Annotated in this window: 21 protein-coding genes and 1 pseudogene; 9 read left to right on the forward strand and 13 right to left on the reverse strand. The window is 46.1% G+C overall.

Going from position 1 to position 25,076, the window contains the following annotated elements:
• Positions 1-762, reverse strand: coding sequence for a DUF928 domain-containing protein (locus tag NLZ44_RS12180; protein ID WP_008051458.1), 762 nt, complete (start codon positions 760-762; stop codon positions 1-3).
• Between the two features lie 179 nt (positions 763-941).
• Between NLZ44_RS12180 and NLZ44_RS12185 the strand changes: the two genes are divergently transcribed.
• Complete coding sequence (locus NLZ44_RS12185) at positions 942-2,291, forward strand: lysophospholipid acyltransferase family protein (protein WP_493749945.1); 1,350 nt, start codon at positions 942-944, stop codon at positions 2,289-2,291.
• Positions 2,292-2,297: 6 nt separating this feature from the next.
• Here the strand turns inward: NLZ44_RS12185 and NLZ44_RS12190 are convergent, their stop codons facing one another.
• The 3 genes from NLZ44_RS12190 to NLZ44_RS12200 all read right to left on the reverse strand — a co-directional run bounded on the left by NLZ44_RS12190 (position 2,298) and on the right by NLZ44_RS12200 (position 5,511).
• Positions 2,298-3,134: a hypothetical protein gene (locus tag NLZ44_RS12190; protein WP_493749946.1), complete on the reverse strand. Its 837-nt coding sequence runs from the start codon at positions 3,132-3,134 to the stop codon at positions 2,298-2,300.
• A 288-nt stretch (positions 3,135-3,422) separates the two neighbouring features.
• Positions 3,423-4,322 (reverse strand): carbohydrate ABC transporter permease, encoded by a 900-nt coding sequence (locus NLZ44_RS12195; protein WP_006625170.1) that lies wholly within the window; start codon positions 4,320-4,322, stop codon positions 3,423-3,425.
• 28 nt (positions 4,323-4,350) lie between these two features.
• Entirely contained in the window at positions 4,351-5,511 is a 1,161-nt protein-coding gene (locus NLZ44_RS12200; RefSeq protein WP_008051447.1) for a M14 family metallopeptidase, read from the reverse strand.
• Positions 5,512-5,719: 208 nt separating this feature from the next.
• Here NLZ44_RS12200 and NLZ44_RS12205 point away from each other — a divergent pair, with 208 nt between their 5' ends.
• Both NLZ44_RS12205 and mnmE read left to right on the forward strand, forming a co-directional pair.
• On the forward strand, positions 5,720-8,434 hold the full coding sequence (locus tag NLZ44_RS12205; protein WP_493749947.1) for a DEAD/DEAH box helicase: 2,715 nt from the start codon (positions 5,720-5,722) through the stop codon (positions 8,432-8,434).
• A 113-nt stretch (positions 8,435-8,547) separates the two neighbouring features.
• A complete protein-coding gene (gene mnmE, locus NLZ44_RS12210; protein WP_493749948.1) occupies positions 8,548-9,957 on the forward strand; it encodes a tRNA uridine-5-carboxymethylaminomethyl(34) synthesis GTPase MnmE in 1,410 nt (469 codons plus the stop codon).
• Between the two features lie 7 nt (positions 9,958-9,964).
• On the opposite strand, the gene NLZ44_RS12215 is transcribed toward mnmE, so the two are convergent.
• Both NLZ44_RS12215 and NLZ44_RS12220 read right to left on the reverse strand, forming a co-directional pair.
• Positions 9,965-10,681 (reverse strand): TIGR00266 family protein, encoded by a 717-nt coding sequence (locus NLZ44_RS12215; protein WP_493749949.1) that lies wholly within the window; start codon positions 10,679-10,681, stop codon positions 9,965-9,967.
• A 76-nt stretch (positions 10,682-10,757) separates the two neighbouring features.
• Complete coding sequence (locus NLZ44_RS12220) at positions 10,758-11,942, reverse strand: NAD(P)H-quinone oxidoreductase subunit H (protein WP_006625175.1); 1,185 nt, start codon at positions 11,940-11,942, stop codon at positions 10,758-10,760.
• A 107-nt stretch (positions 11,943-12,049) separates the two neighbouring features.
• Between NLZ44_RS12220 and rsmH the strand changes: the two genes are divergently transcribed.
• From rsmH to queG, 5 genes are all read left to right on the forward strand, one after another.
• Positions 12,050-13,024, forward strand: a complete 975-nt coding sequence (rsmH, locus tag NLZ44_RS12225; RefSeq protein WP_493749950.1) for a 16S rRNA (cytosine(1402)-N(4))-methyltransferase RsmH — start codon at positions 12,050-12,052, stop codon at positions 13,022-13,024.
• 1,565 nt (positions 13,025-14,589) lie between these two features.
• A complete protein-coding gene (locus NLZ44_RS12230) occupies positions 14,590-15,660 on the forward strand; it encodes an RNA-guided endonuclease InsQ/TnpB family protein (RefSeq protein WP_493749951.1) in 1,071 nt (356 codons plus the stop codon).
• Positions 15,661-15,786: 126 nt separating this feature from the next.
• On the forward strand, positions 15,787-17,469 hold the full coding sequence (locus NLZ44_RS12235; protein WP_493749952.1) for a SpoIIE family protein phosphatase: 1,683 nt from the start codon (positions 15,787-15,789) through the stop codon (positions 17,467-17,469).
• On the forward strand, positions 17,459-17,890 hold the full coding sequence (locus NLZ44_RS12240) for an ATP-binding protein (RefSeq protein ID WP_006625179.1): 432 nt from the start codon (positions 17,459-17,461) through the stop codon (positions 17,888-17,890). Before NLZ44_RS12235 ends, NLZ44_RS12240 begins: the two co-directional genes overlap by 11 nt.
• 77 nt (positions 17,891-17,967) lie before the next feature.
• Positions 17,968-18,897, forward strand: a complete 930-nt coding sequence (gene queG / locus NLZ44_RS12245; protein ID WP_493749953.1) for a tRNA epoxyqueuosine(34) reductase QueG — start codon at positions 17,968-17,970, stop codon at positions 18,895-18,897.
• 163 nt (positions 18,898-19,060) lie between these two features.
• On the opposite strand, the gene NLZ44_RS12250 is transcribed toward queG, so the two are convergent.
• The 3 genes from NLZ44_RS12250 to NLZ44_RS12260 are packed head-to-tail and all read right to left on the reverse strand — an operon-like array spanning position 19,061 to position 20,698.
• Positions 19,061-19,522 (reverse strand): restriction endonuclease, encoded by a 462-nt coding sequence (locus NLZ44_RS12250; RefSeq protein WP_493749954.1) that lies wholly within the window; start codon positions 19,520-19,522, stop codon positions 19,061-19,063.
• A gap of 4 nt (positions 19,523-19,526) precedes the next feature.
• Positions 19,527-20,048 (reverse strand): hypothetical protein, encoded by a 522-nt coding sequence (locus tag NLZ44_RS12255; RefSeq protein ID WP_493749955.1) that lies wholly within the window; start codon positions 20,046-20,048, stop codon positions 19,527-19,529.
• A 26-nt stretch (positions 20,049-20,074) separates the two neighbouring features.
• Complete coding sequence (locus NLZ44_RS12260) at positions 20,075-20,698, reverse strand: nucleotide-binding protein (RefSeq protein WP_493749956.1); 624 nt, start codon at positions 20,696-20,698, stop codon at positions 20,075-20,077.
• A gap of 94 nt (positions 20,699-20,792) precedes the next feature.
• Here NLZ44_RS12260 and NLZ44_RS12265 point away from each other — a divergent pair.
• Positions 20,793-20,903 (forward strand): annotated as a pseudogene (locus NLZ44_RS12265) (QueG-associated DUF1730 domain-containing protein); the annotation flags it as partial.
• Positions 20,904-20,947: 44 nt separating this feature from the next.
• Here NLZ44_RS12265 and NLZ44_RS12270 read toward each other — a convergent pair.
• From NLZ44_RS12270 to kdpB, 4 genes are all read right to left on the reverse strand, one after another.
• Positions 20,948-22,042: a universal stress protein gene (locus NLZ44_RS12270; protein ID WP_493749957.1), complete on the reverse strand. Its 1,095-nt coding sequence runs from the start codon at positions 22,040-22,042 to the stop codon at positions 20,948-20,950.
• A gap of 31 nt (positions 22,043-22,073) precedes the next feature.
• Positions 22,074-22,643 (reverse strand): K(+)-transporting ATPase subunit C, encoded by a 570-nt coding sequence (gene kdpC, locus NLZ44_RS12275; RefSeq protein ID WP_493749958.1) that lies wholly within the window; start codon positions 22,641-22,643, stop codon positions 22,074-22,076.
• A gap of 63 nt (positions 22,644-22,706) precedes the next feature.
• Positions 22,707-22,898, reverse strand: a complete 192-nt coding sequence (locus tag NLZ44_RS12280; RefSeq protein WP_493749959.1) for a potassium-transporting ATPase subunit F — start codon at positions 22,896-22,898, stop codon at positions 22,707-22,709.
• A gap of 69 nt (positions 22,899-22,967) precedes the next feature.
• Positions 22,968-25,058, reverse strand: a complete 2,091-nt coding sequence (kdpB, locus tag NLZ44_RS12285; RefSeq protein ID WP_493749960.1) for a potassium-transporting ATPase subunit KdpB — start codon at positions 25,056-25,058, stop codon at positions 22,968-22,970.
• Between the last annotated feature and the right edge of the window lie 18 nt (positions 25,059-25,076).

Below are 25,076 nucleotides of genomic sequence, written 5' to 3' on the forward strand. Positions count from 1 at the left end.
TTAGGATGCTTCGATTTCTGAACCCACAGTTTCGTCAATTTCTGGGGGACAACAGGGGGCGATGGGCTCAGAGGCGATATCTTTTAATCCTACGGACTCCATCAACTGTTCCCAAATTTCGGGATGGGTTTCTCGCAGTCCCAACGCAATCAGGAGAGTCTCCGGCCACATCTGTTGTTCTGCATACAGTGTGGCTTGATCAATGGGGTCAGTTTCGGCGGCAATTCTAGCTTTGTGTTCGTCATCTAATTCTATCCGTTCAATAGCCCCGGTGATGGATTCGTCTAAATCCCTTTGATTAGGATCGCAAAATAGAGAAAATTGCCAGGTGTAGGTTTCTCCCACTCTCAAGGAAACGGTTTCTGGTAGGCTAATTTTCATAATAGACCCTTGTGCAGGTGTGGCGAAACTTCCAACATAGACATCGCGACCTTGGCTATCTAGCACCAAAAATTCAGCCTTTTCGGCTTTGGTTTTGGGAACGTACAGGAAAAAGGTGGGATTGGGGGAAGCTGTCTTTAAGACCTCGTAACCTATGGGTAATAGGGGGATGAGAAAATCACTGTTGTTGTCACAAGTGCCATCGACCATGGTGGTGGCATTCCCTCGGGTTCCTCCCCCAGCGGTTGACTGAGGTGGCTGGCGACTTGGACCTTGTGGAAATTCTAGGGCTGTGGTCATGGAAAGGGGAGTTGCGATCGCTAATATAGTAGATGCGATCGCCGTTAACAGTGTCCGCCCACGCCAAAATTTGATTTTCATGTAAAACTATATACCTCCATAATCCGTTGAGCCAATTTACAGACAACTGATGCACTCAACTGATGACCCTAGTTTAATCTTTTCAATTCAAGTTGGTAAAAACAGCACTAATTTATTTTAGAGACTCATAGCATAATCGGCACGTTCCCGAACCTTGTAGTCAAATCCCCTAACATTATATGCCCAAAACTAAAACCTACGCCCAACCCCCCCTAGAATTTCTCCCCCCCAAGTTTAACCCTCTGGTTTTGCGACTGTGCCAGACATTTATGCCCCTGTGGATGGCCGGGAAAACACCGATCGCTGATATTCAGATAGAACAAGGCGATCGCATCATTGAATTATTCCAACAATTCCAAGCCTCAAAAATTCGCTTCCTCCTCGCTTTTCGTCATCCCAACCCCAATGACCCCATCGCCCTTTCCCAGGTATTTTGGCGGCGTATTCCAGCCTTGGCAAAATCTCAGGGTGTCAACCTTCAGGACCCCGTGCATTTTCATTTTATTTATGATCGCGGTATTCCTCTGTGGGCGGGAAATTTCGTGACTTGGTTATTTCCTCAATTGGGCGGCAGTTCCATTTTACGCGGCACGATAGATCGCCCTGGCTTAAAATCTGCCCGCCATTTATTTGTTAACGGTCGTTTCCCCATAGCTGCGGCTCCAGAAGGTGCAACTAACGGCCATAATCAACTAATTAGCCCCCTAGAACCCGGTATCGCCCAAATGGCTTTTTGGTGTGTGGAAGACCTCCACAAACTCCAGCGCACAGAAACAGTTTTGATTGTTCCCCTGGGAGTTCAATACTCTTATGTTCAAGATAACTGGAAAGCCTTAGAGTCCCTGTTAACCGAGATGGAAACAGATTGTGGCTTATCGACATCTAACCATCAGCCTGTTTTTGAGCATTTATATCCCCGTTTAATTAACCTGGGTAACTATTTACTAAATTTGATGGAGAATCTCTATGGTAAATTTTATCATCAAAATATTCCCCAGTCAAGTGATAATCAAGATTTATCCCAGCGCCTCCATTCGCTGCTAGATATCGCCTTAAAGGTTTCTGAAAGCTATTTTGGGATTCAACCTATAGGGGATTTAACTAGCCGTTGTCGCCGTCTGGAACAGGCGGGTTGGGAGTATATATATCGGGAAAACCTCAAGTCTCCAGAAGATTTATCAGCGGTAGATTTAGGACTAGCTAATCGCCTGGCGGAAGAGGCAAGTTTGCGAATGTGGCACATGAGATTAGTGGAAAGTTTTGTAGCGGTGACTGGGGAATATATTAAACAAAATCCCTCGTTCGATCGCTTTGCGGATACGGTAATCATTATTTGGACAGCGATCGCTAGATTAAAAGGCGTTAACCCTAATAAAACCCCCAACTTAGGTAAACAGTTGGTTAAAACTAGAGTGGGTGAACCTATTGCTGTATCCCCCCGTTGGGCTAGTTATCAAAGCAGCCGTCGTCAAGCGATCGCTGATTTAACCCAAGATTTACAAATCGCCCTAGAAGAGTTAATTGTTTAGGCAGATTTATTTTAATTTATACTCCCGAAAATTCTCCCTTTCATTACCATTAATCCGTAACACAGCCAAGGGTTGATTTTGTTGATCACGGATTAAATAATACCATTGAAAGCTACTTTTCCCATTCAAGGCTTGCAGAAGTTCCGGTTGTCCCCGAAAGGCGCTTTGAATCGCCTGTTCATATTCCTTAGCCACAATTTGACGTTCAAATCCTTTTTGGGGATAATCAACCCACATAGAATCATAATTCCAGATAATAATATCATCCTGTTGGTCAGGTAAATACAGAGTAATATCATTGACAAAGGATAACTTTTTCACGCTCCTAATTAAATCATCCAAGGTGTCAGGAACATCAGTCCTCGGCGGTTCATTTAATAAAGATACCTGCTGCAAAAACTCATCCCTTAGTTGCTGCATTTGTTCTGTAGCAATGCGTTTAAATACCCGGTTACGATGATTAGTAATCATCAAATTAGCGACAGATAAAACACTAATTAACACAGCAAAAACCGCCACAACTCCCGACATATATAACATATAGGTAGTTTTGGGCGCTTCTCTAACGGTCTCCAACTCCTCTAAACCTCGACTTTTGTTGAGTAAGCCAATAGACTTAACAATTTCTTGAATACCCAACACAAAAGTAATGGCGACACCAAAAACACTCAAGACAATACACCCGGCCATAATTGCCCTTAAAACCTGTTCAACTTGAGGGCTAAAAATATCCCAGTTTAACATATCATCAAAAATGCCTAACACGGCTAATGTCGCACCTATTACCAAGAGAGAAACTGTCATCGCTACAGTGAAAGACAGAAGTTTAACTCGTTTTTTCATGGTTTAATCCAGCGACTAGATGTGAGTGTGCTTTTTTTGTCCGAAAATGCTAGGCTATTCGTTAACGTTATGAGGTAATCGACTCAATGACTGAACACGAAATGTTGATGCTAGGTATTCTCCTATTACCAGGTTTGGCATTATCCATCATCATTTTAGGGACTTTTGCGGCTGGCGGTTAATTAGAGATACGCACCCAGGGGACTAAGTGGGGTGATCCCCACCCCTGCTGATTAATAAACAACAGGATTATGGCAAATTCCGCAAGTGTAATTGATCACTTATTGATTATTTGCTGGCTTGGTCTTCCCCAAAAATCTGAAGCTGGAAATAGACTAAGACTAGGGCGATCGCTAACAATAAAGTCGCCGCTGCTGCTGCGTAGCCAAAATCAAACTGGGAAAAAGCCTGTTCGTAAATATAGTAAACCAGTAAATTAGTAGAGTTGAGGGGACCGCCGCCAGTAATTACATAAACTGGTTCAAAACTTCTCAGGGTAAAAATAACTGTAGTGACTGTAGCAAATACTAAGGTAGGTTGGAGACCCGGTAAAGTCACATACCAAAATTTTTGCCAGGGTCCCGCGCCATCAAGTTCCGCCGCTTCATAACGGTTAATGGGAATGGTTTGCAGTCCGGCTAAAAATACCACTAAGTTAAAGCCTAATTGTTTCCAAATACTTAGTAAAATTAAAACTGGCATAGCCCAGACGGTACTACTTAACCAGGGAATTGGATCGAAGCCAATTTGTGATAAAAACCCGTTGACGGGACCATCAGTTTGAAATAGCCACCGCCAACCCAAACCTACGGCGACTAAGGAGGTAATAGAAGGGATAAAATAAGCCGTCCGTAAAAACCCCCTAAACATCAAGGTTTGGTCTAGCATTACAGCTAGGGCGAGGGGGATGACTAAACTCGGAATAACTGTAGCAATGGTAAAGTAAATTGTATTACCAATAACCTGCCAAAAATCAGGACTGACAATTAAGCGCAGATAGTTGGTGAATCCTACAAACTCGACCCCAGACCGGGTAAAACTTCCCTGAGTGAAACTGAGGTAAATTAAATAAATAATCGGCCAGACAATAAATATCGCCATCAGAAATAAGGCGGGAGTTAGGAACACCCAGGCGGCTACTGATTCTTGATCTAAGGTTAACTTGGGGGTTGATTTTTTAGGATTCATATAATAGGGTATGGGGAATATTCATTGATTAAGTAAGATTAGTTTTATCTGCTGGAGTTTCCATGACTGATAAAACATAATCAAACTCATTAACACTGTGGTTGGTGGCGATATCGAAGACTACACCATCAGCTTCGGCGTAGACGGGGATAATTGTGGATGTTTGTTTATCTTTGTGGAAGGATAGTATATCATAGATTTTACTGTCTTTGGTAATGGCATCGCCAATGTTAATACAATTTTTAAACATACCGCCCTGGGGCGCATAGTATTTTTTTATCTGAGTTTTGGGAATCAGTTTAATGGGATAATTAGCGGTTTGCGGCTGGGGTAAACCTTCAATCTTTAACATACCTTTAGCGGCGAGATAATTTTTAATACCGATTAATCCGCGATTGACTGACTCTGGGTTCATGGTCATACCTGACCCTAATTCGAGAGTCCAAGATTCAATGTCAAAAATTAGGGGTTTTCCTAAAAGTTTTAATTGCTGTTCTAGGGCTAACCAAGGTTTTAAAAAAGCCTCGTCAAAAGCATCTCCATCATATTCATTCATCCAAATACCATAATCTAACAAAAAGGCCCTGGCGCTTTCTTCTCGACTATGGAAACAATACAAATAATCGATCGCTTGATTAGTGGAACTGTGCAAATCCATGACATAATCGGCATCAAGGCACAGGGATTGTAGTTGATAGCGGTAATATTCGCCGTAGGTCAGGCGACTGTTACTCTGGATTTTATGATCATGTAAATCGTGGAATTTTGCCAGGATTGTTTGCCGATAGTTGGCGATAATTTCTGGGGGGGTTAAATGCTGGTTAGCCCGGGCAAAACTGGCGATATCATCCCCGGTTTTTTGATAATCCCAAAAAATCCGATTCCAATCTTTGCCATCATAAACATGATAGCGACCATCAGAAAAATGGTGCGATCGCTGATTAACTCCTAGGGGATTACAAACCGGGACTAACCAAATTTCCCCGACCAATTGGGATGGGTCTAAATGAGACAAAAACCCAATCAAATGGTGAATTACCTCATTGCCACTAATTTCCGCGCCGTGCAAATTAGACTGTATATAGGCTTTTTTGCCAGGGTCTGCACCCTGAAACCGATAAACCTGTAACCCCAGGCGATCGCCCGAAGCCAACTGCAATAACGGAATAGTCGAAATTGTCGGTATCATTATGACACACACCCGATAGTATAATCTCAAACCTGTATCAAGACCCAGGGAGCCTGGGCAACTCCTGATTTTCAGGGAAAGGTTACAATAGCCTGATAGGTTAGTGCCAGCATCTAGCTGGCTTGGTAAAAGCGTCCAGCTAGGTTGGTAACTAACCAGCTTGGTAACAAAATCATTTAACTTATTTGTTCATTTAAAGATTATCCCTGTGTCAAATCCTATCCAAAACAGCCCCAAACTCGATTTAAGTGATCTATTCCCTTTTGAACTCGACCCTTTTCAGAAGGAGGCGATCGCTGCTTTAGACGGGGGAAACTCCGTAGTAGTATGCACTCCCACCACTGCCGGAAAAACCGTAGTTGCAGAATACGCCATCCATTGCGCTCTCGCCAACGGTCGCCGAGTCTTCTACACCACACCCCTAAAAGCCCTCTCCAATCAGAAATTAAGAGATTTTCGGGAACAATTCGGTGATGAGATGGTGGGACTACTCACCGGGGATATCTCCTTTAATCGGGATGCCCCCGTTTTAGTAATGACCACGGAAGTTTTCCGAAATATGCTCTATGGTACTCCCATAGGTCAAGTAGGCACTTCCCTAGAAGGAGTGGAAGCCGTAGTCCTTGACGAGTGCCACTACATGAATGATAGACAGCGCGGCACAGTTTGGGAAGAATCAATCATCTACTGTCCTCGAAATATAAAACTGTTAGCCTTATCGGCTACTGTAGACAACCGAGACGAACTCACCGATTGGATCAGAAGAGTTCACGGTCCGACAGAATTAATATATTCCGATTATCGTCCAGTCCCAGTAGAGTTCTACTTTTGCAATAGCAAAGGGATGTTTCCCCTTCTCGATGGTAGCAAACGCCGCATCAGCCCATCATTAGCCAAAAGCAGTAGAGCCCGTCAGCGTGGCGGTTATAACCGCAAAAGCAGTGTACCGGAAATAGCCGATATTGTATCGCGACTGCAACAACGGGATATGTTACCCGCAATTTATTATATATTTAGCCGTCGTGGGTGCGATCGCGCCGTGGGTGATGTTAGCCATCTATCCCTAGTCAACCGAAAAGAGGCGGAAATTTTACGCGATCGCATTAACCGTTTCATCAAAGACACCCCCGGTGCCGCCCGTCCCAAACAACTCGAACCCCTCGCCAAAGGCATTGCATCCCACCACGCCGGACTACTTCCCGCCTGGAAAATGTTTGTAGAAGAACTATTTCAGGAAGGACTCATTAAAGTAGTTTTCGCCACCGAAACCCTAGCCGCTGGCATAAATATGCCCGCCCGCACCACAGTAATTTCTAGCCTATCCAAGCGCACAGACGACGGTCATCGCCTCCTGAGAGCCTCCGAATTTTTGCAAATGTCAGGACGTGCGGGACGGCGCGGCATCGACACCATCGGCCATGTAGTGACCGTAGAAACCCCTTTTGAGGGAGCCGAGGAAGCAGCCTATTTAGCCACATCCAAACCCAACCCCCTAGTCAGTCAATTTAGCCCCAGTTATGGCATGGTCCTGAACCTGTTGCAGACTCACAGCCTAGAAGAGGCAAAAAATCTAGTTGAACGGAGTTTTGGTCAGTATACGTCCACCCTATCTTTAGTTCCCGCAGAACAATATATTAAAAACCTAGAAGCAAAACTAGCGGAAGTTGAAGCCGAATTAGGGTTAGGAGAGGACTTAGACATCAATACCCTAGAAGAAACCCTCGCTGACTATGAAAAGCAGCAGCAACGCCTCAAGCAGGAAAAACGACTGTTAAAAACCCTGCAAAAACAAGCACGAGAAGCCCACACCCAAAAAATGGCGATCGCCCTCGACTTGGCAGAAGTTGGTACTTTGGTCAGCCTCCGGGGTAAGCACGTCCCCACCGCCCGCAAGTCAGACTCAGAGCCAATTTCCGCCGTACTGGTTGCCCAAACTCCTAGCCCTGGACAAGCGCCCTATTTCCTATGTTTGGGGCGAGATAACCGTTGGTATATAGTGGGTGCTATGGATGTGGTTAGTTTACAGGCTGAACTTCCTAGGCTGACCTGGGCAGATCATTTGGAAATGCCAGAAATGCAGTTTAAATTAGGACAATCACGACGGGGAGATGAAATAACTGAAGCGCTGGCTGTACAAATTCCAGAACTGTTGGTGGAAGATACCGCCCCAGAGGTAGCTAATCAAATAACTCGCATTGAACAGGTGGAGGAAATTTTAGCTACACACCCCGCCGAAAAGTTCGGGAAACCTCAAAAAATCCTCAAACGCTTGCGCCGCCGGAAGGCTATTCAGAAGGAAATTGTTGATTATCAGGAGGAGTTGCGTCAATATTTAGAACGCAATTGGCGGGAATTTCTGAATCTGATTGACATTTTACAAGAGTTTGAGGCTTTGGATGATTTGCAGCCAACTAAGTTGGGACAGGCGACAGCAGCCCTGCGAGGGGATAATGAGTTGTGGTTGGGGTTGGTGCTAATGTCGGGAGAATTTGATAACCTAGAGCCTTATAATTTGGCTGGTGCTTGTTCTGCTTTGGTCACTGAGGTTTCTCGGTCTGATAGTTGGACTCATTATCAGCTTTCGGAGGTGGTACAGGAAACTTTGAACCGCCTCTGGTCTTTGCGTAGATCTCTGATTAAGGTTCAAGGTCGCCACCATGTAGAGTTTTTGGTGCTTCCTGAACGCCGAGAACATCAGCGCCTCAGTGCTATTCTTGAACAGTGGGCTGGTGGGGTAGAATGGGCGGAATTGGTGAAAAATAGCACTCTTGATGAAGGGGATATTGTCAGGATTATCAGACGCACTCGAGATTTTCTCTCGCAAATTCCCCATGTTCCTCACCTCAGTAGCACGCTGAAAGATAATGCGATCGAGGCTAAAAATTTAATCGATCGCTTCCCGGTTAATGAGGGTGTGCAGTAAAGGGATCATGGATGATTTTGGCTTCCTCTCCCTTCTGGGGAGGGAGGCTAGATGATGGCTAGATGTCGCCCCTACAACTTACTTGATAATGGGTAATATTGGTTATTACGAAAATGTCTCCAATTTCCACCAAAACTGAAACTATTGCAGCGATCGCCACCGCCATTGTACCACAACAGGGCAGTATTGGCATTGTCAGAATGTCTGGCTCGGAAGCTGTCGCGATCGCTAAAACCCTATTTAAAGCCCCAGGAAATCAGCCCTGGTCAAGTCACCGCATTCTCTATGGTTATATCCATCATCCCCACACACAGCAACTCGTCGATGAGGCTTTATTGCTATTAATGCTCGCTCCCCGCTCCTACACCCGCGAAGATGTGGTAGAATTTCACTGTCACGGTGGTATTATCCCCGTTCAACAGGTCCTACAGCTTTGTTTACAAGCCGGAGCCAGACTAGCCACCCCTGGAGAGTTTACCCTGCGGGCGTTTCTCAATGGGCGACTAGACTTGACTCAAGCTGAGAGTGTGGCTGAACTGGTTGGGGCTAAGTCTCCCCAGGCTGCTAGTGCGGCTTTGGCTGGACTGCGGGGAAAATTAGCGGCTCCCATACATCATCTGCGATCGCTCTGTTTAGATATTTTAGCAGAAATTGAAGCCAGGGTCGATTTTGAAGAAGATTTACCCCCCTTAAATGAATCGGAAATTATCCACCAATTGGAAGAAGTCTTACAGCAATTAACGGATATATTAGACACAGCAGATAGGGGAGAACTCTTACGCACAGGTTTAAAAGTGGCAATTGTCGGTCGTCCTAATGTGGGGAAATCTAGCTTATTAAATGCTTGGAGTCGTAGCGATCGCGCCATTGTCACAGACCTACCGGGAACCACTAGAGATGTGGTAGAGTCTCAGCTAGTGGTCGGTGGTATTCCGGTTCAAGTTCTCGATACGGCTGGGATTCGTAAATCTGATGATAAAGTCGAACAAATTGGGGTAGAAAGGTCACAGATAGCGGCTCAATCAGCGGATTTGGTATTATTTACCCTCGACTGTGAAAACGGCTGGACAGAAGCGGAAAAGGAGATTTATCAGCAGGTCAAAAATAGACCGATAATTATAGTGATGAATAAAAGCGATCGCCTATCCTCAGCACAGCTAGAAAATTTACGTCAATCTATTATTAACCAACTGGACATTAAACCCTCGTTAATTATTGCGACCGCCGCCACTCTTAATCAAGGGATTACCGATTTAGAAGAGAGTATCCTTAACGCTGTTCACACCGAAAACCTACAATCAGCTAATCTGGAATTTGCCATTAACCAGCGTCAAGCAGCAGCCCTTACCCGCGCGAAAATAGCCCTAGAACAAGTGGAAAACACCATAAGCGATCGTCTACCCTTTGACTTTTGGACTATCGACCTACGCGGCGCAATTCACGCCCTAGGAGAAGTCACCGGAGAGGAAGTTACCGAATCAGTATTAGACCGGATTTTCAGTCGATTTTGTATTGGGAAATAATCAACAATCATCCACCATTACTGACAGGAGGGAGAGTAATCATAGAATTAATGCGATCGGCAAGTCGAGAGAATGGTAAACTTTGAACAATCACAATACCCGGTCCCGTCATTTTCGCCAAAAATAAGCCTTCCCCACCAAATAACGCATTACGAAAGCCACCCACAAATTGAATATCATAGCGCACCGAGGGAGAAAAAGCCACCAAACACCCCGTATCAACTCGCAAAGTTTCCCCAGGTTGTAAATTTTTTTGAATCATCGCCCCTCCCGCTTGAATAAAAGCCAGACCATCCCCTTTTAGTCGTTGCAGAATAAATCCCTCTCCCCCAAAGAAACCAGCCCCTAATTTCTTAGTAAATGCCACATTAATTTCCGTACCATTAGCCGCACACAAAAACGCATCTTTTTGGCACAAAAATTCGCCGCCAATTTGAGCCAAATCAACCGGAATAATTTGCCCTGGTGAAGTCGCCGCAAAACCGACCCTAGAACGTTGTTTACCATTATTTAAAAACGTAGTAATAAAGAAACTTTCTCCGGTAATCATCCTTTTAAAACCAGAGAATAAGCCCCCTTTTCCCATACCCGTTTGCATTTGAATACCATCTTCCATATAGGTCATGGTTCCCACTTCTGCTTGAACTCCCTCACCGGGGTCTAGTTCAATTTCCACCAATTGCAAATCATTACCATAGATTTTGTAATCAATTACATCAGCCATAAGTAAAAACACCGTAAAAAGCCACTATTGAGGGCAAGCCCGAAGACTTGCCCCTGTATGTCAAGGGGAAATGAGATTAGCGGTCTACTGACCCCATAATAATATCTACACTTCCCAAAATCGCCACAATATCAGCCACTTTTTCACCTTTAACTAAATCGGGAAAAATTTGCAAATTATTAAAGTCTGCTGCCCGAATTTTAAACCGCCAGGGGAAAACATTATCATCACCGATAATATAAATGCCCAATTCTCCTTTACCGCTTTCCACCCGCACATAATGTTCTCCAGAAGGAATCTTAAAAGTCGGAGCAATTTTTTTCCCAATAAACTGGTAATCAAAATTATTCCACTCAGACTTAGGCCCTCCCATCATCCGTTGTGCCTCTAAATTCTCGTAGGGACCCCCAGGAAGACCATCTAAGGCTTGGCGAAGAATTTTAACAGATTCCCGCATTTCCCGAATTCGCACCACATAACGGGCGAGGCAGTCCCCGGCAGTTTCCCAGTGAACATCCCAATCAAAATCATCGTAACACTCATAATGATCCACCTTACGAAGATCCCAATCAACCCCAGAAGCGCGCAACATAGGGCCAGATAGTCCCCAGTTAATCGCTTGTTCACGGGTAATAACTCCCAAACCCTCGATACGGCGGCGGAAAATCGGGTTATTGGTGATTAGTTTTTCATACTCATCAACTTTGGGGAGAAAATAATCGCAGAAATCGTGGCATTTATCAACCCAACCATAGGGAAGGTCGGCGGCGACTCCACCAATGCGGAAGTAGTTGTTATTAACCATGCGATAGCCAGTAGCAGCTTCCCAAAGGTCATAAATCATTTCCCTTTCCCGGAAGATGTAGAAGAAGGGAGTTTGCGCCCCTAAATCTGCCAGAAATGGTCCTAACCAGAGTAAATGATTGGCGATCCGGTTTAATTCTAACATGATTACCCGGATGTACTGGGCACGTTTGGGAACCTCAATATTAGCCAGCATTTCCGGGGCGTTGACTGTTACCGCTTCATTGAACATCCCGGCGGCATAATCCCAACGGCTAACGTAGGGAACATACATGACATTAGTCCGGTTTTCGGCGATTTTTTCCATGCCCCGATGTAGGTAGCCGATGACTGGCTCACAGTCTACTACATCCTCGCCATCAAGGGTGACAATTAGCCTCAACACTCCGTGCATGGAGGGGTGATGAGGTCCCATGTTGATGACCATGGGTTCGGTGCGAGTTTCGATTCTGCTCATATCGTTTTTGATCGCGCTAGAGTTTATGATGGTCTTATAGTCTCGTCAAATCTGCGTAACTTGCCGATTAATTTGAGTTTCCTTTAACTGATTATAGGTATTTTGGGGTGTCTGAGAAAGGTAGAGATTTGGATAATGTGGAATTCGGTGGGAAATTTGTCCATATTCCGGTTCTGGGGCGGGAGTTAATTGAGGGGTTAGCAGTCCAGGAGGGTGGTCACTATCTCGATGCTACGGTTGGCGGCGGGGGACATACAAGGATGATTTTTCAAGCAGCCCCTAATGTGCGAGTGACAGCCATTGACCGTGATTTAGAAGCGATCGCCGCTGCCAAGTCCATGTTAATGGATACTATCGGTAATTGTGGCGATCGCCTGAAATTTTGGCACGGAAACTTTAGCCAATATCCATCGAGTCCCTCACAATTTGACGGCATCATAGCCGATTTAGGGGTGAACTCCCATCAACTCGATACCCCAGGACGAGGATTTAGTTTCCGTCATTGTGGACCATTAGATATGCGAATGAACCCACAAGACCCCCTCAGCGCCGCCGAAATCATTAACACCTGGGACGAAAAACAACTGGCTGACATCTTTTATACCTACGGCGAAGAAAGGCTATCTCGGCGCATAGCAAGGCAGATTGTCGAAAAACGCCCCTTTCAGACCACCGAACACCTCGCTAATGCGATCGCCAATTGTGTACCCTCCAAGTACCGTTATGGGCGAATACACCCAGCTACCAGAGTTTTTCAAGCCCTACGCATAGCCGTTAACGGAGAACTAACCGCCCTAGAAACCTTCCTAGAAACCGCCCCCACCTGGCTCAAACCCCGAGGACGTATCGGCATCATCAGTTTCCACAGCCTAGAGGACAGACCAGTTAAACACGGATTTCGCCATAATCCCCTACTGAAAGTCTTAACCAAAAAACCCATAACTCCCCAGCCAGATGAAATTAACCAAAATCCTCGCGCCCGTTCCGCTAAACTTAGATTAGCCGAAAGAAGTGCAAGTCAGCACCCCCGGCTGAAGCACGGGGGCTTCGTGCCCCCCTTTCAGGTAGCTGACCAGCTATAGCCTTAACTGGCTCCGTTCAGAGCAAGAGTTAAAGTTCCTACCCTGGAATGCGTGCTAGTTCCAGGCCCTAGAACCGAATCGTTAAACATCTCTAAGGGGTTAAGGACGTGCGATTTGGATAGTACCGACTCTGAACATTGGCGTTCGCGCAGCGTGCGCGTTAGCGCAAGCGCAAACATTACCCCGCAAGGGAGTCGGAGCCAACCATAGCTCCATGGAGGGGCAACCATACCCCTCCACCCCGCAAGGGGGTGCTGGCGGCTAAAGCTGCTTGAGTCGGTTTTCCTCTCCGTGATCAATCACGGAGAGGAAAACCCTCCCAGGAGTTTTACGTGAAACAACCCCCCCTTTTTCCGAGGACCCGGCGTGAACTGGATCATCCTTAGCACGCCAGTGTCCGACCCCACTCAAGCAGCCGTCCTATCCCTTCCCCTACCTGTACCAAGGTATTCGTTTCTCGGAGCAAGAATTTAATCCAAGATTTGCTTGACATCTTAGGACAATAAGCTACAATACCCAAAAAGATTCGCAACTCAATAATGAGTATACGGTCAAACCCCAGACCATGCCAAATTTCCTTGACGACATACTCATCAAGTCGGATTCTTCATGGTAAAATCCAATCATGGTGCGAGACGTTTAGGAGTCAAATAAGGCTGCAATGCCTGAAATAACCTCCTAGTGGGACTTTCACCCCTTGGTGAAATATAAGGGACTCGTACCCTGACCATCCCATAACTGTTTATATGTCCCAACGTTTGGTATAGAAATATACAAAACAAGGCAGGGAACTCAAGGTCAAAACGCCCAACTGGAAATATTAATGATTCCTTAACAATTGCGTTGAGAGTAACGGCGATAGCCACCCCCAGTTTTGGGAATCATAACCCCAGGATTGAAGCGGGGAACGGAAGGCGTGAAGTAGAACCTACTACCAAATGCGACCACTGCCAACCATCCATGATTAGGGAAACCGAATGTCCGGCTTGAACCATCGTAATGATTTAGCAGCGAAACAGGTTGATACGCTGCGTTCAAAAGAGCAAGGGGAAAAGTAGGGTAATCATGACATCACCTACACAGACTTTTAAAAGTACCCCGGTGGAGAGGACAAATCTAAAGATGGAATGCCCGTATAAACGGAACGTTTAAACCCCTTTTAGGCTCTCAAGTGGCAGGATGTACCTGCGGAGTAGTGAAAGTGTAAGCGTATACCTTTAAGGGGAAAGGATGTGACTGAAAGCCAATGCCTAACTGTAATGGTTAGGATATGCCCACTAGTCACGGTGTGGATATAGAGACTGCGACAATTAGGAGTGTTTACGACGAAAGCGAGTTTAAACACTACGATGTTGTATTTAGCTCCAAAAGTTGAAATCACAAAAGCAGGGAGTCGTTACCCTGTTCCCGATGTCAAAAGGGGTATCCACATCAGGAGCCGTGTGATGTGAAAGTATCAAGCACGGTTTTGAATTGGAGTTGGGGAAGGCGACTTCCCTTTCGACCATAACCCTTACAAAGCTTTCCGGACAAAACTAAAACTCAATGACCGTCAAGCTACCTTGATGGCCAAACACGCGGGGTATGCTCGATTTGTGTTCAATTGGGGATTACACTTATGGATGTCAGCTTATGAAGAGGGACTCAAGCCTAACGTCAACTCCATCAAAAAGGTTTTTACGAATTATGTGAAACCTCAATATCCTTGGATGTCCGAATTGTCTTCTAAAGTTTATCAATATGCCTTCATTAATCTAGGGGATGCCTTTAAGCGCTTCTTCAAGGGAATAAGCAGTTATCCTAAATTTAAGAAGAAAGGCCACCATGATAGTTTTACGCTGGACAATTCCGGAAAGCCATTCAATCTGTCAGGAACTCGCCATAAGCTGCCTTTTGTGGGCTGGGTTTCTACATTTGAGGCTCTACCACCCAGTCTAGTTAAGAAAGTCACTATAACGCGCCAAGCAGGTGACTGGTATATGAGCTTTTTCGTAGAAATCAGACCAGAAATCACACCGAAATTCCGAGAGAGAATCGGGGTAGACCTAGGAATTAACAATTTGGCGACTTGCTCCGATGGGACCCAATTCTCTAATCCCAAGGCTTATAAAGCAGCAACCAAAAAACTAGCCAGATTACAACGCCATTTAAGTCGCAAAGTCAAAGGCTCAAAAAATCGGGCCAAATGTCTCTTAAAAGTTCAAAAGCTACATCAAAGAGTCGCTAATATTCGCCGTGACACGATTCATAAAATCACTACTTTTTTGGCTAAAAACCACAGCCAAGTAGTCATTGAAGATTTGAATGTGTCAGGTATGCTGAAAAATCATGGTTTGGCGGGTTCTATCGCTGATGCTTCATTTTATGAGTTCCGTCGTCAACTAGGTTACAAGGCAGAACGTTATGGTTCAAAGTTGATTATTGCCGATAGATTTTATCCATCCAGTCAACTTTGTTCTAATTGCGGTTATCGTCAAAAAATGCCCCTAGTCCGTCGGACTTTTGAATGTCCAAACTGTGGCCTGAAGATTGATAGAGATTTGAACGCCAGTAGAAATTTAGAAAAATCGCCTGGTTCAGACGATTACACTTGTGGACGGGGTGCTGCCGACAGTCCCGGACGAAGCAAGAAATAAACGTCAATATCCGGCTATGTCCGGTTTTGTTTAAGTTTTATAGAGCAGATTATTTAATGAGACTTTAAACCCAGTTTTTCGGTAAGATGTTTAAGATGCCTGATTGATCTAGGAGAAACGTAGAGCATGAGTCGGGGAGAAGGTCGCAAACTGAAACTAATGGTCGTCGATGACGAACCCGATAACCTAGACCTGCTGTTCAGGACGTTTCGCCGTGATTTCAAAGTCCACAAAGCCGATAGCGCCCTAACAGCCCTCGAGATTCTTGATCAAGAGGGAGAAATGGCTATTATCATTTCCGATCAGCGGATGCCTGAAATGAATGGGACAGAGTTTCTCGGTAAAACCGTTGAACGCTTTCCCGACACTATCCGTATTTTGCTGACCGGATATACTGATGTCGAAGATTTGGTCGAAGCTATCAACTCCGGTCAAGTCTTCAAATATATCACCAAACCTTGGAATCCAGAGGAACTGCGAACCGTTGTTCAGCAGGCCTCCGAAACCTATAAATTTTTTAAACAGCGCACTAACGCCCTGCGTCGGTCTTTGAAACGAGAGCGGCTATACAATGATGTGGTAATTGCCTTGCGCGAGTCTCTCGACTACGCAAGTATGCTGCAAACCATTGCAGATACCGTAGGTGAAACCTTTGAAGCCTTTGCTTGTAAGGTCAAACCTATCGAATCGGGATCTTTGTCAGAACAGGAGTTCTCTTATCAAGGTGAGTCGCACCCGGAACCCGAAAATACCATAGCCTTGATGCAAGCCGCTGTAGAAACCCGTCAAACCCAGACCCAAGGCGGTCAGGGAGATGATAGCATCAGCCAAATTGTTGTTCCCCTTACCTATCAACACGACCTGTTAGCGGTTTTAGCCGTTTACCGCCATGCCGCAGACCAACCCTGGTCCGAAGAGGACATTCAACTGCTAGAAGTAGTTTCCGAACAAGCATCTCTCGCCCTGTCTCAAGCTAGACTATATCAACGTACCCTAGAACTCGCCGAGCAAATGCAGAGTGAGTTAAAGGTGGCTCGTCAAATTCAGATGAATTTACTCCGCCAAAGTTGGCCGGAATTTGACAATCTGAAGCTACAAGCCTGCTGCTATCCAGCTAGAGAAGTTGGGGGCGATTTCTTTGAGGTCTATATCCACTCTATGGGGGATATTTGGGTGGCTTTGGGGGATGTTTCCGGGAAGGGAGTTCCCGCCGCTTTGTTTATGGCTAGTGCCATTTCTGTCTTGCGCCGAGAACTCTCTCAAGATACCTCCCCAGAACCAGAACAGGTAATGCACAATCTTAATAGCATCTTATCTGATGATTTGATTGGCAATAACCACTTTATTACCATGGTTTTGGCTCGCTACACACCCGCAACAGGAGAAATATCCTATGCTAACGCTGGACATATCTACCCCCTGATTTGGGATCATCGTACCCTCCAACAACAAAACCTTAATGGTCATGGGAATGTCACAGTTGAGCCGATTTTTCTCAAGGAACGGGGTATTCCTTTAGGGATTCTTCCGGTCTGGCGCGGAAAAGTAGGTAGTCGTGTCTTGTCCCCTGGGGATGTATTTTTACTTACCAGTGATGGAATTACAGAGGCTACTGTGCTACAACAAGGCAATGATGGTAATTCCGCTCGTGCCATGCTGCAACAGGAGGGGTTATGGCAACTCCTAAAACAACAAACTAGCCTATTAAATTTAGAGGCTTTACTGGCTTCCATCCGTGAACAAAATCCGGTTCAGGAGGACGATCAAACCATACTCTCTCTGGAGGTTGTGTCAACAGATGATCACTGAGTTACAGGTGCCGAGCGATATTCGGTTTTTAGAAGTTGTTGAACACTGGCTATTAAGCAGTTTGGAAGTCCAGTTAGGGGACTCGGTGGATTGGCCCCGTCAGTCGAATCGGTTTCGCCTAGTCCTAGCTGAAGCCTATTCTAATGTCATTCGCCATGCTCACCGCGATCAGCCTGAACTTCCGGTGATTATTCGCCTAGAACTTGATCAGGGTGACATTCGCCTGGAAATTTGGGATCAGGGTAAGGGGTATCAGATGAGTGATTATGAACCACCGTTACCGGAAGATAAGCCAGTACATGGCTATGGGTGGTTGATTATGAAGCGCCTAATGGATCGGGTTGATTATAAACTTGAAACTGATGGCCGTAATTGTTTGGAGTTACAGGCTAGTTTGGGTTCTAAGGAGTCCTCGTCTTGACACTCTAACCCCACCCCCCCCTAGGGTGGCATTGGCTCGATGATTAATCACTTGGAACTGTTCACTTTTTCTCTCTGATGGCTGCTTCTGTTGACCGTTCTCAAATTCAACAATATCTCCTAGATTTAGGTTTTGATCAGGTCGGCTTTACCCCAGCCACATCAACCCCTGAAGAGGTGGAAGGGTTGCGTCTATGGTTAAAGGCAGGATATCAGGCGGATCTGGCTTGGATGGATAATCCTAAACGTCAGGATATTCGCCTAGTTATGCCGGAAGTGCGATCGCTTATTTGTGTTGCCATTAACTATTATACACCACATCAACATAAACATGAGCCACAATATGCCCAAATCTCTCGCTATGGCTGGGGACGAGATTATCACCGCATTTTGCATAAGAAATTAAAGCAGTTTTGTCAGTGGTTAAAACAGCAGGGTGAACATATCGAAGCCCGCTATTATGCTGATACCGGACCGATTCAGGATAAGTTATGGGCGCAACGGGCGGGGTTGGGTTGGATTGCTAAAAATGGGAATCTCATTACTAGAAATTACGGTTCTTGGGTATTTCTGGGAGAGGTGTTAACTAATTTGGTCTTAGAGTACGATCGCCCCCATACAGAACATTGTGGCACTTGTACTCGCTGTTTGTCAGCCTGCCCGACTAATGCGATCGCTCAACCTTTTGTCGTAGACGCCAACCGCTGTATTGCTTATCATACCATAGAAAACCGAGCCGAAACCTTGCCCCCAGAAATAGAAACCAATCTTAATAATTGGGTGGCAGGTTGTGATATTTGTCAGGATGTTTGTCCATGGAATCAAAGATTTGCTAAACCCACAAAAGAAGCCGCCTTTAATCCCTATCCGGAAAATCTAGCCCCGACTTTAGAAGAATTAGCCACTATTTCTGATGAGACCTGGAGTGAGAGGTTCACCGCCTCAGCTTTGCGCCGAATTAAGCCCTATATGTGGCGGCGTAATGCTCAGGCTAACATGAGATCATAAATGGCCGCGATCGGATATGGACAATGGGCCGGAAATACTTTTAATGATAACTGAGTTTCCGCTCCAGCTATTGTAAATAGTCGGGGTCGTCAAGCTGTTTCATATCTGATGGCGCGAGTGTCATTATTCTGGTTTCCGGAGTTGAGTTTGACCCTGGCAGATATCATCTAATTTTAGACCATTCCCCATCGCTCAAATCTCGAAGTTCTGGCAAATCTAATTTAGCCTTTTGAAAAGCCAGAGTTTCGGCAAAAATATCTTCCAGTTTCAACAAGTGAGTTGCAATCGTTACCGGACAATTATCGTGAAATGCTTGTAAACGATCCGAATATCCTTGGGTGTAGCCAACTCCCGATAACATGATGCCAATATCTGCATTGTGAATCACCAAATTACCACAAAAATCCGCAGTAAATGAAGCATCTAAAGGAATGCGATAAAGTTTGCATTGAAAATATATTTGTTTGTTACCAAGTACCCCATAACCATCAATTCCGCCATCCTTTCCTGGGGAACCGGGATGCAAACCAAGGTGAGCGGCAAAACGTCGCCCCAAGTCTTGCTTGACTGCTTCATCAGAAGCAATGTAGCCATTAACTAAAGCATCTATTTCCAAATAATCCATATCTCTAAACTTGTTTGTGCTTGACAATCGGCAAAGTTGCACCTACCAGCAAATTTTCATACATTAAACTGATTCCCAGAAAAATACATTCATCGATATTTTCTTTCATGCCCAATGCTTCCAGTTTATCAGATATTTCTGTATTTAGTTCAAGCGATCGATGATATCTGCTCTGTTGAGCTGGATTACTCATCATGTCTTGTTGAGTATTCAAATCATGTCGATAGTTTTCGATTTGTTTTTGTTTCCATTTTGTCCAATTTTCTGCCAAGTCTTTTTGGGATTGTGTTTGTTCTGCTTGGATTTGCTGATCGACAAAATGAATATAGCTGATCGCCCAATCTGGCAACTGTTGAGTTCCAGTCCTCAGTGCTTTGGAGAGCGCGACGATTTTTTGAATTTCTGATTCGGTTAACTGATATTTTATCCTTTGATTTTCCTGGTCTTTTATCCGTTCAAAGTTGTGAATACCTTGGGCGATCGCATCATCTTCTATGGTCATGCTTTGTGAATTGTTTTCAACCATTTTTTTGAATCCTATATGTTCTATAGTTAATCCTCTAAAAACTGAGCAAAATAAGAGTATAAATTTTGATGAGTTTCCGCATCCCAAATATATTGATAATCTTCATAAATGGCATCTTGAATTTCATCTTGCAAATCTGGCATCTCCGAGGCAGTTCGACAGTTTCGAGGTTTTTCGTCAGATGGTATTCGGGATACAACATCCTCAACTGATTCTGCTGGTATACCTAAAGGTACAATGATAACCTTGGGGTTGAACCCGCTTTTAGATTCGAGTTTCGAGATCACTTTTAGAGTTCTCGGAAGATTACGCAGAGCCTTCTTTTTTTGAGACTTATTGATGGGAACCAAAATTAAATCTGGATCGTTTCCCAGTATCACCTGAACTGTATTTTTAAGAGGGGTATCAATATCTAAAACGACATGATCGAAATAAGCAGGATTAGCTTTTCCTTTGAGTGGCCCTTTATCTTTATCCCAAATCAGTTTACTATTTTCTAGGTTTTCTGAATCTTTGGACTGTGTGGGTGTTTTACCTTTGGTGAAGAATTGCCAAAGGTCTGCTTGATCATCACAATCAACGAGAAGGACGCTATCTCCCCGACTGAGTAAGACACCCGCTATATGGACGGCTAACGTGGTTTTTCCCACCCCGCCATCGTTATGGGTACAGAGAATAATCAAATTTCCGCTTATCCCCGGCTCATGCACAGACTAGATTATCCCAATTATAGCGGGAAAGATGGTGCGATCGCTTATTTGTGTTGCGATTAACTATTATACACCACATCAACATAAACATGAGCCACAATATGCCCAAATTTCTCGCTATGGCTGGGGACGAGATTATCACCGCGCTTGTCTGCAGGTAGCTAAATTTTAGGCGATCGAGCTGTTGGGTCAGTGGTCAGTGCCAATAATGTGTAAATCAACCTGGGGTAGACCTCGCATTAACCTTTGAACAATAGAGCCTTTAATCAGTAGTTGCCAGCGAGATCGTCGAGTTTCCCCCAAAACGATTTGGGTAATGTGTTGTTCAACGGCAGTATTAAGAATCGCTATCACCACATCATCTGACTCCACCCGCAAAAACTCCCCCTCAAACTCCTGACACATCCGTTTGCAGGTTTCAATGTGGAGTGCCTCAGATTTAGAAAGAAATTGATGAGGATGAGCCACAAACAGCACAGACAAACGGCCATTCATTTGGTTAGCAATGCGTGCCCCTCGTCGCAATAACCGAATCGAACTGGGATAGGTTGAAACACAGACCAGAACCCGTTCTTGGATATTGCAATAGCCCTGAGAATGGCTCTGTCGGCCATTCTCTTCAATATTGTCAGCCACTTCCCGCAGCGCCAATTCTCTGAGAGCGACAAGATTGCGACGTTGGAAGAAGTTGTGCAGAGCCCGATCAATCTTGGCAGAGGCATAGATTTTGCCCTCTTGAAGGCGCTCTTGCAGAGTTTCAGGAGTAACATCTACGACGATGACTTCATCAGCTTCATCAAGTAAGCGATCGGGTACCCGCTCGCGCACGACCACCCCAGAAATTTTGTGTACCAGGTCATTAAGGCTCTCTAGGTGCTGGATATTAATAGTGGAATAGACATCAATACCCGCTTCCAAAATCCAGAGCACATCTTGGTAACGCTTCTGTCGTTCAGAGCCGGGGATATTGGTATGAGCCAATTCATCGACCAGGACTAGCTGAGGACAGCGGGCGAGTACAGCAGAGGTATCTAATTCCGTGAGAGTGCGCCCCTGCCAGTTGATCTGCTTGAGGGGAACCTGCTCTAAGCCAACTGCCTTCTCAGCGGTATCTGCGCGTCCGTGGGTTTCCAGTATTCCAATGACGACATCAAACCCTTCCTGCTTTAGCTGTTGGGCTTCCTCTAACATTCGATAGGTTTTACCGACTCCCGGTGCCATGCCGATAAAGACTTTGTGCTTACCTCGACGATGGTTTTGGGGGGATTGGGTGGGGTGATACATAGGGAGTTTTGGAATATTAGAAAGTTTTAATTCACAGGTTATCCAAGGCTAAGTTCAGGGTGAGAACATTGATACCAGGCTCCCCAAAAATACCGAGGAAGCGGCCTTCAGTATTTTGAGCAATCAGCGATCGCACTTGGTCAGTAGACAGGCCACGGGCAAGGGCGACCCGCTCAACTTGAGCCTCAGCAGCAGGGGGGCTAATGTGAGGGTCAAGACCGGAACCGGAGGAATAAAGTAAGTCAGCGGTCGGTTCAATCCCGGCGCTACGAAGACCCTGGGCTTCGTTCTCAATGCGTGCCAACAGTTCCGGGTTGTCTGGAGCCAGATTACTACCTCCCGATACTCCGGTGGGGTTAGCTTCCGCGTCAGAACTATAATTGACATCACTAGGACGGCTCCAGAAATAATCGTCAGTGGTAAAGGTTTGACCAATAAGCGCGGAACCAACCACCTCGCCCTGAGAGTTAGTGAGAAGACTGCCGTTAGCCTGGTAGGGGAAAAAGCCCTGACCAATGAGGAAAATCAGCAGGGGATAGAGGAAAGCGGTGAGGACCCAGAGGGTAGCGAGACTGCGAATACTGATGATGAGGTCTTTCATGGTGAATTTATGAGAGGTTTAGGGGTTTAAGAAGGTAAAGGCTTATAGGGATTAAGGTTGTACTTAGAACTTCTCGGGCTGAACAATGACTATGGCTAAATAGATAGCCATGCCCACAACGATGATGCCCAATAAGCCCAAGGCATAAGCGGTGCCACGGGTGATGTTTTGGTCAGTGGCGGCATAGAGGGCAGGGGCGATCGCCAGATTTAATAACAAACCCAGCAGCAAGATTTTAGGAAGAGTCGGTTTCATCGGAGGTACTTTGTAAAGAGTGGATGATTGGCGTAAATTTAGAGATTTTGCCCATTAGAAAATTGGCAATTAAAACCCCGTTACTGCCGATACCCCCACATCAATCACCTTGATGGCAATAAACGGCGCGATGATGCCGCCAAGTCCGTAGATGAGGATGTTGCGTTGCAGCAGTTGGTTGGCAGTGAGGGGGCGAAACTCAATTCCTTTCAGGGCTAGAGGAATCAGGGCTGGGATGATTAACGCATTGTAAATTAGGGCCGACAGTACAGCCGTGCGAGGGCTGCTCAGACCCATGACATTCAAAGCCCCAATGCCTGCAGTGGCAAACATAGCCGGGATAATGGCAAAGTATTTAGCGATATCGTTAGCCAGGGAGAAGGTAGTAAGGGCTCCCCTGGTAATCAAAAGCTGCTTACCGATGGTTACCAGGTCAATCAGTTTGGTGGGGTCAGAGTCGAGATCCACCATGTTGGCAGCTTCTTTAGCCGCCTGAGTGCCTGAGTTCATAGCAACGCCCACATTAGCCTGAGCCAAGGCAGGAGCATCATTGGTGCCGTCCCCAGTCATAGCCACCAACTTACCCTCAGATTGCTCGGTTTGGATGACCTGAATTTTGTCTTCAGGAGTCGCTTCGGCAACAAAGTCATCCACCCCAGCTTCCTCAGCAATGACGGAAGCAGTAATACGGTTGTCGCCGGTAAGCATAACCGTGCGTACTCCCATACGGCGCAGTTGCTCAAACCGCTCTCGAATGCCGGGTTTGATGATGTCTTTGAGATAGATCACCCCGTAGATGTCGCTGTCCTGGCAGACAGCCAGAGGGGTGCCGCCGAGGCGCGAGACTCGCTCAAAGGCTTGGTCAAGTTCGGGGTCCGCTTCGCCACCCCGAGAGCGCACAAAGCCACGAATAGCATCTACTGCTCCTTTTCGGACTTCGCCACCGTCATAAAGATCAGTGCCACTCATGCGGGTGCGAGCGGAAAACTCGACCCCTTCAGCTTTACTTTTATCGAAGGGAACTGTGGCTCCGAGCTTTTCTGCCAGACGCACGATGGACCTCCCTTCAGGAGTGGTATCAAAGACGCTGGCGGCTAGTGCTGCTGTTGCCACTTCCGCCTCACTGTAGCCGTTAACTGGGATAAACTCTTCGGCTAGGCGATTTCCCAGGGTGATGGTACCGGTTTTGTCAAGAATGAGAGTGTTGATGTCGCCACAGGCTTCTACCGCCCGCCCAGAGGTAGCCACGACGTTAAACTGGGCGACCCGATCCATGCCAGCGATACCGATCGCACTCAGTAACCCGCCAATAGTAGTGGGAATTAGCGCCACCAGCAATGCCACCAGAATGGTGATGCCGACAGGGCTATTGGCGTAATTAGCCGGGGGTGGCAGGGTCGCCACCACCATCAAAAATACCAGGGTGAGTACGGCCAGTAGCACCGTGAGGGCAATTTCGTTAGGGGTTTTAGAACGTTCCGCCCCTTCTACCAGGGCAATCATACGGTCAATAAAGCCTTTGCCGGGGTCAGATGTAACTTTGAGGATCAACTCGTCAGAGATGATATGAGTTCCGCCGGTCACTGAACTGGCCACATCTGAACCGGGCTCTTTCAGGACTGGGGCTGACTCACCAGTAATTGCGGACTCGTCAACGGAGGCTACCCCATCGATGACCTCACCATCGGCGGGAATGACATCTCCGGCGATGACCTTGATGCGATCGCCCCGCCGCAGGCTAGTTGAACTCACCGTTTCTATGGAGCCATCTGGCTGCAAACGTCGGGCTATGGTATCTGATTGGGTAGACCGCAGAGCATCGGCCTGAGCCTTGCCCCGCCCTTCGGCGATCGCCTCGGCGAAGTTAGCAAACAGCACTGTTAGAAACAAAATCAAGGTAATCAGCCCGTTATACAGAGCCGCTCCCTCGCTCCGATCAGATCCAAATAGATTGGGGTTTACGGTCAGCATGGCGGTAATCAGGGTACCAACCCAAACTACAAACATCACCGGGTTTTTAATCACCGCCCGGGGTTCTAGCTTGTGGAACGCTTCCACTAAAGCCCGCTGATAGAGGTCGGCGATCGTGGACTTAGGGGTGTGCTTCCGGGGCGGGCGCGGTCCGCGAGGTTGTTTAGAGGATACAGAAGATTGTGTCATGGGTAATAAAGCTAGGTG

The organism is Arthrospira sp. PCC 9901, from assembly GCF_059013425.1.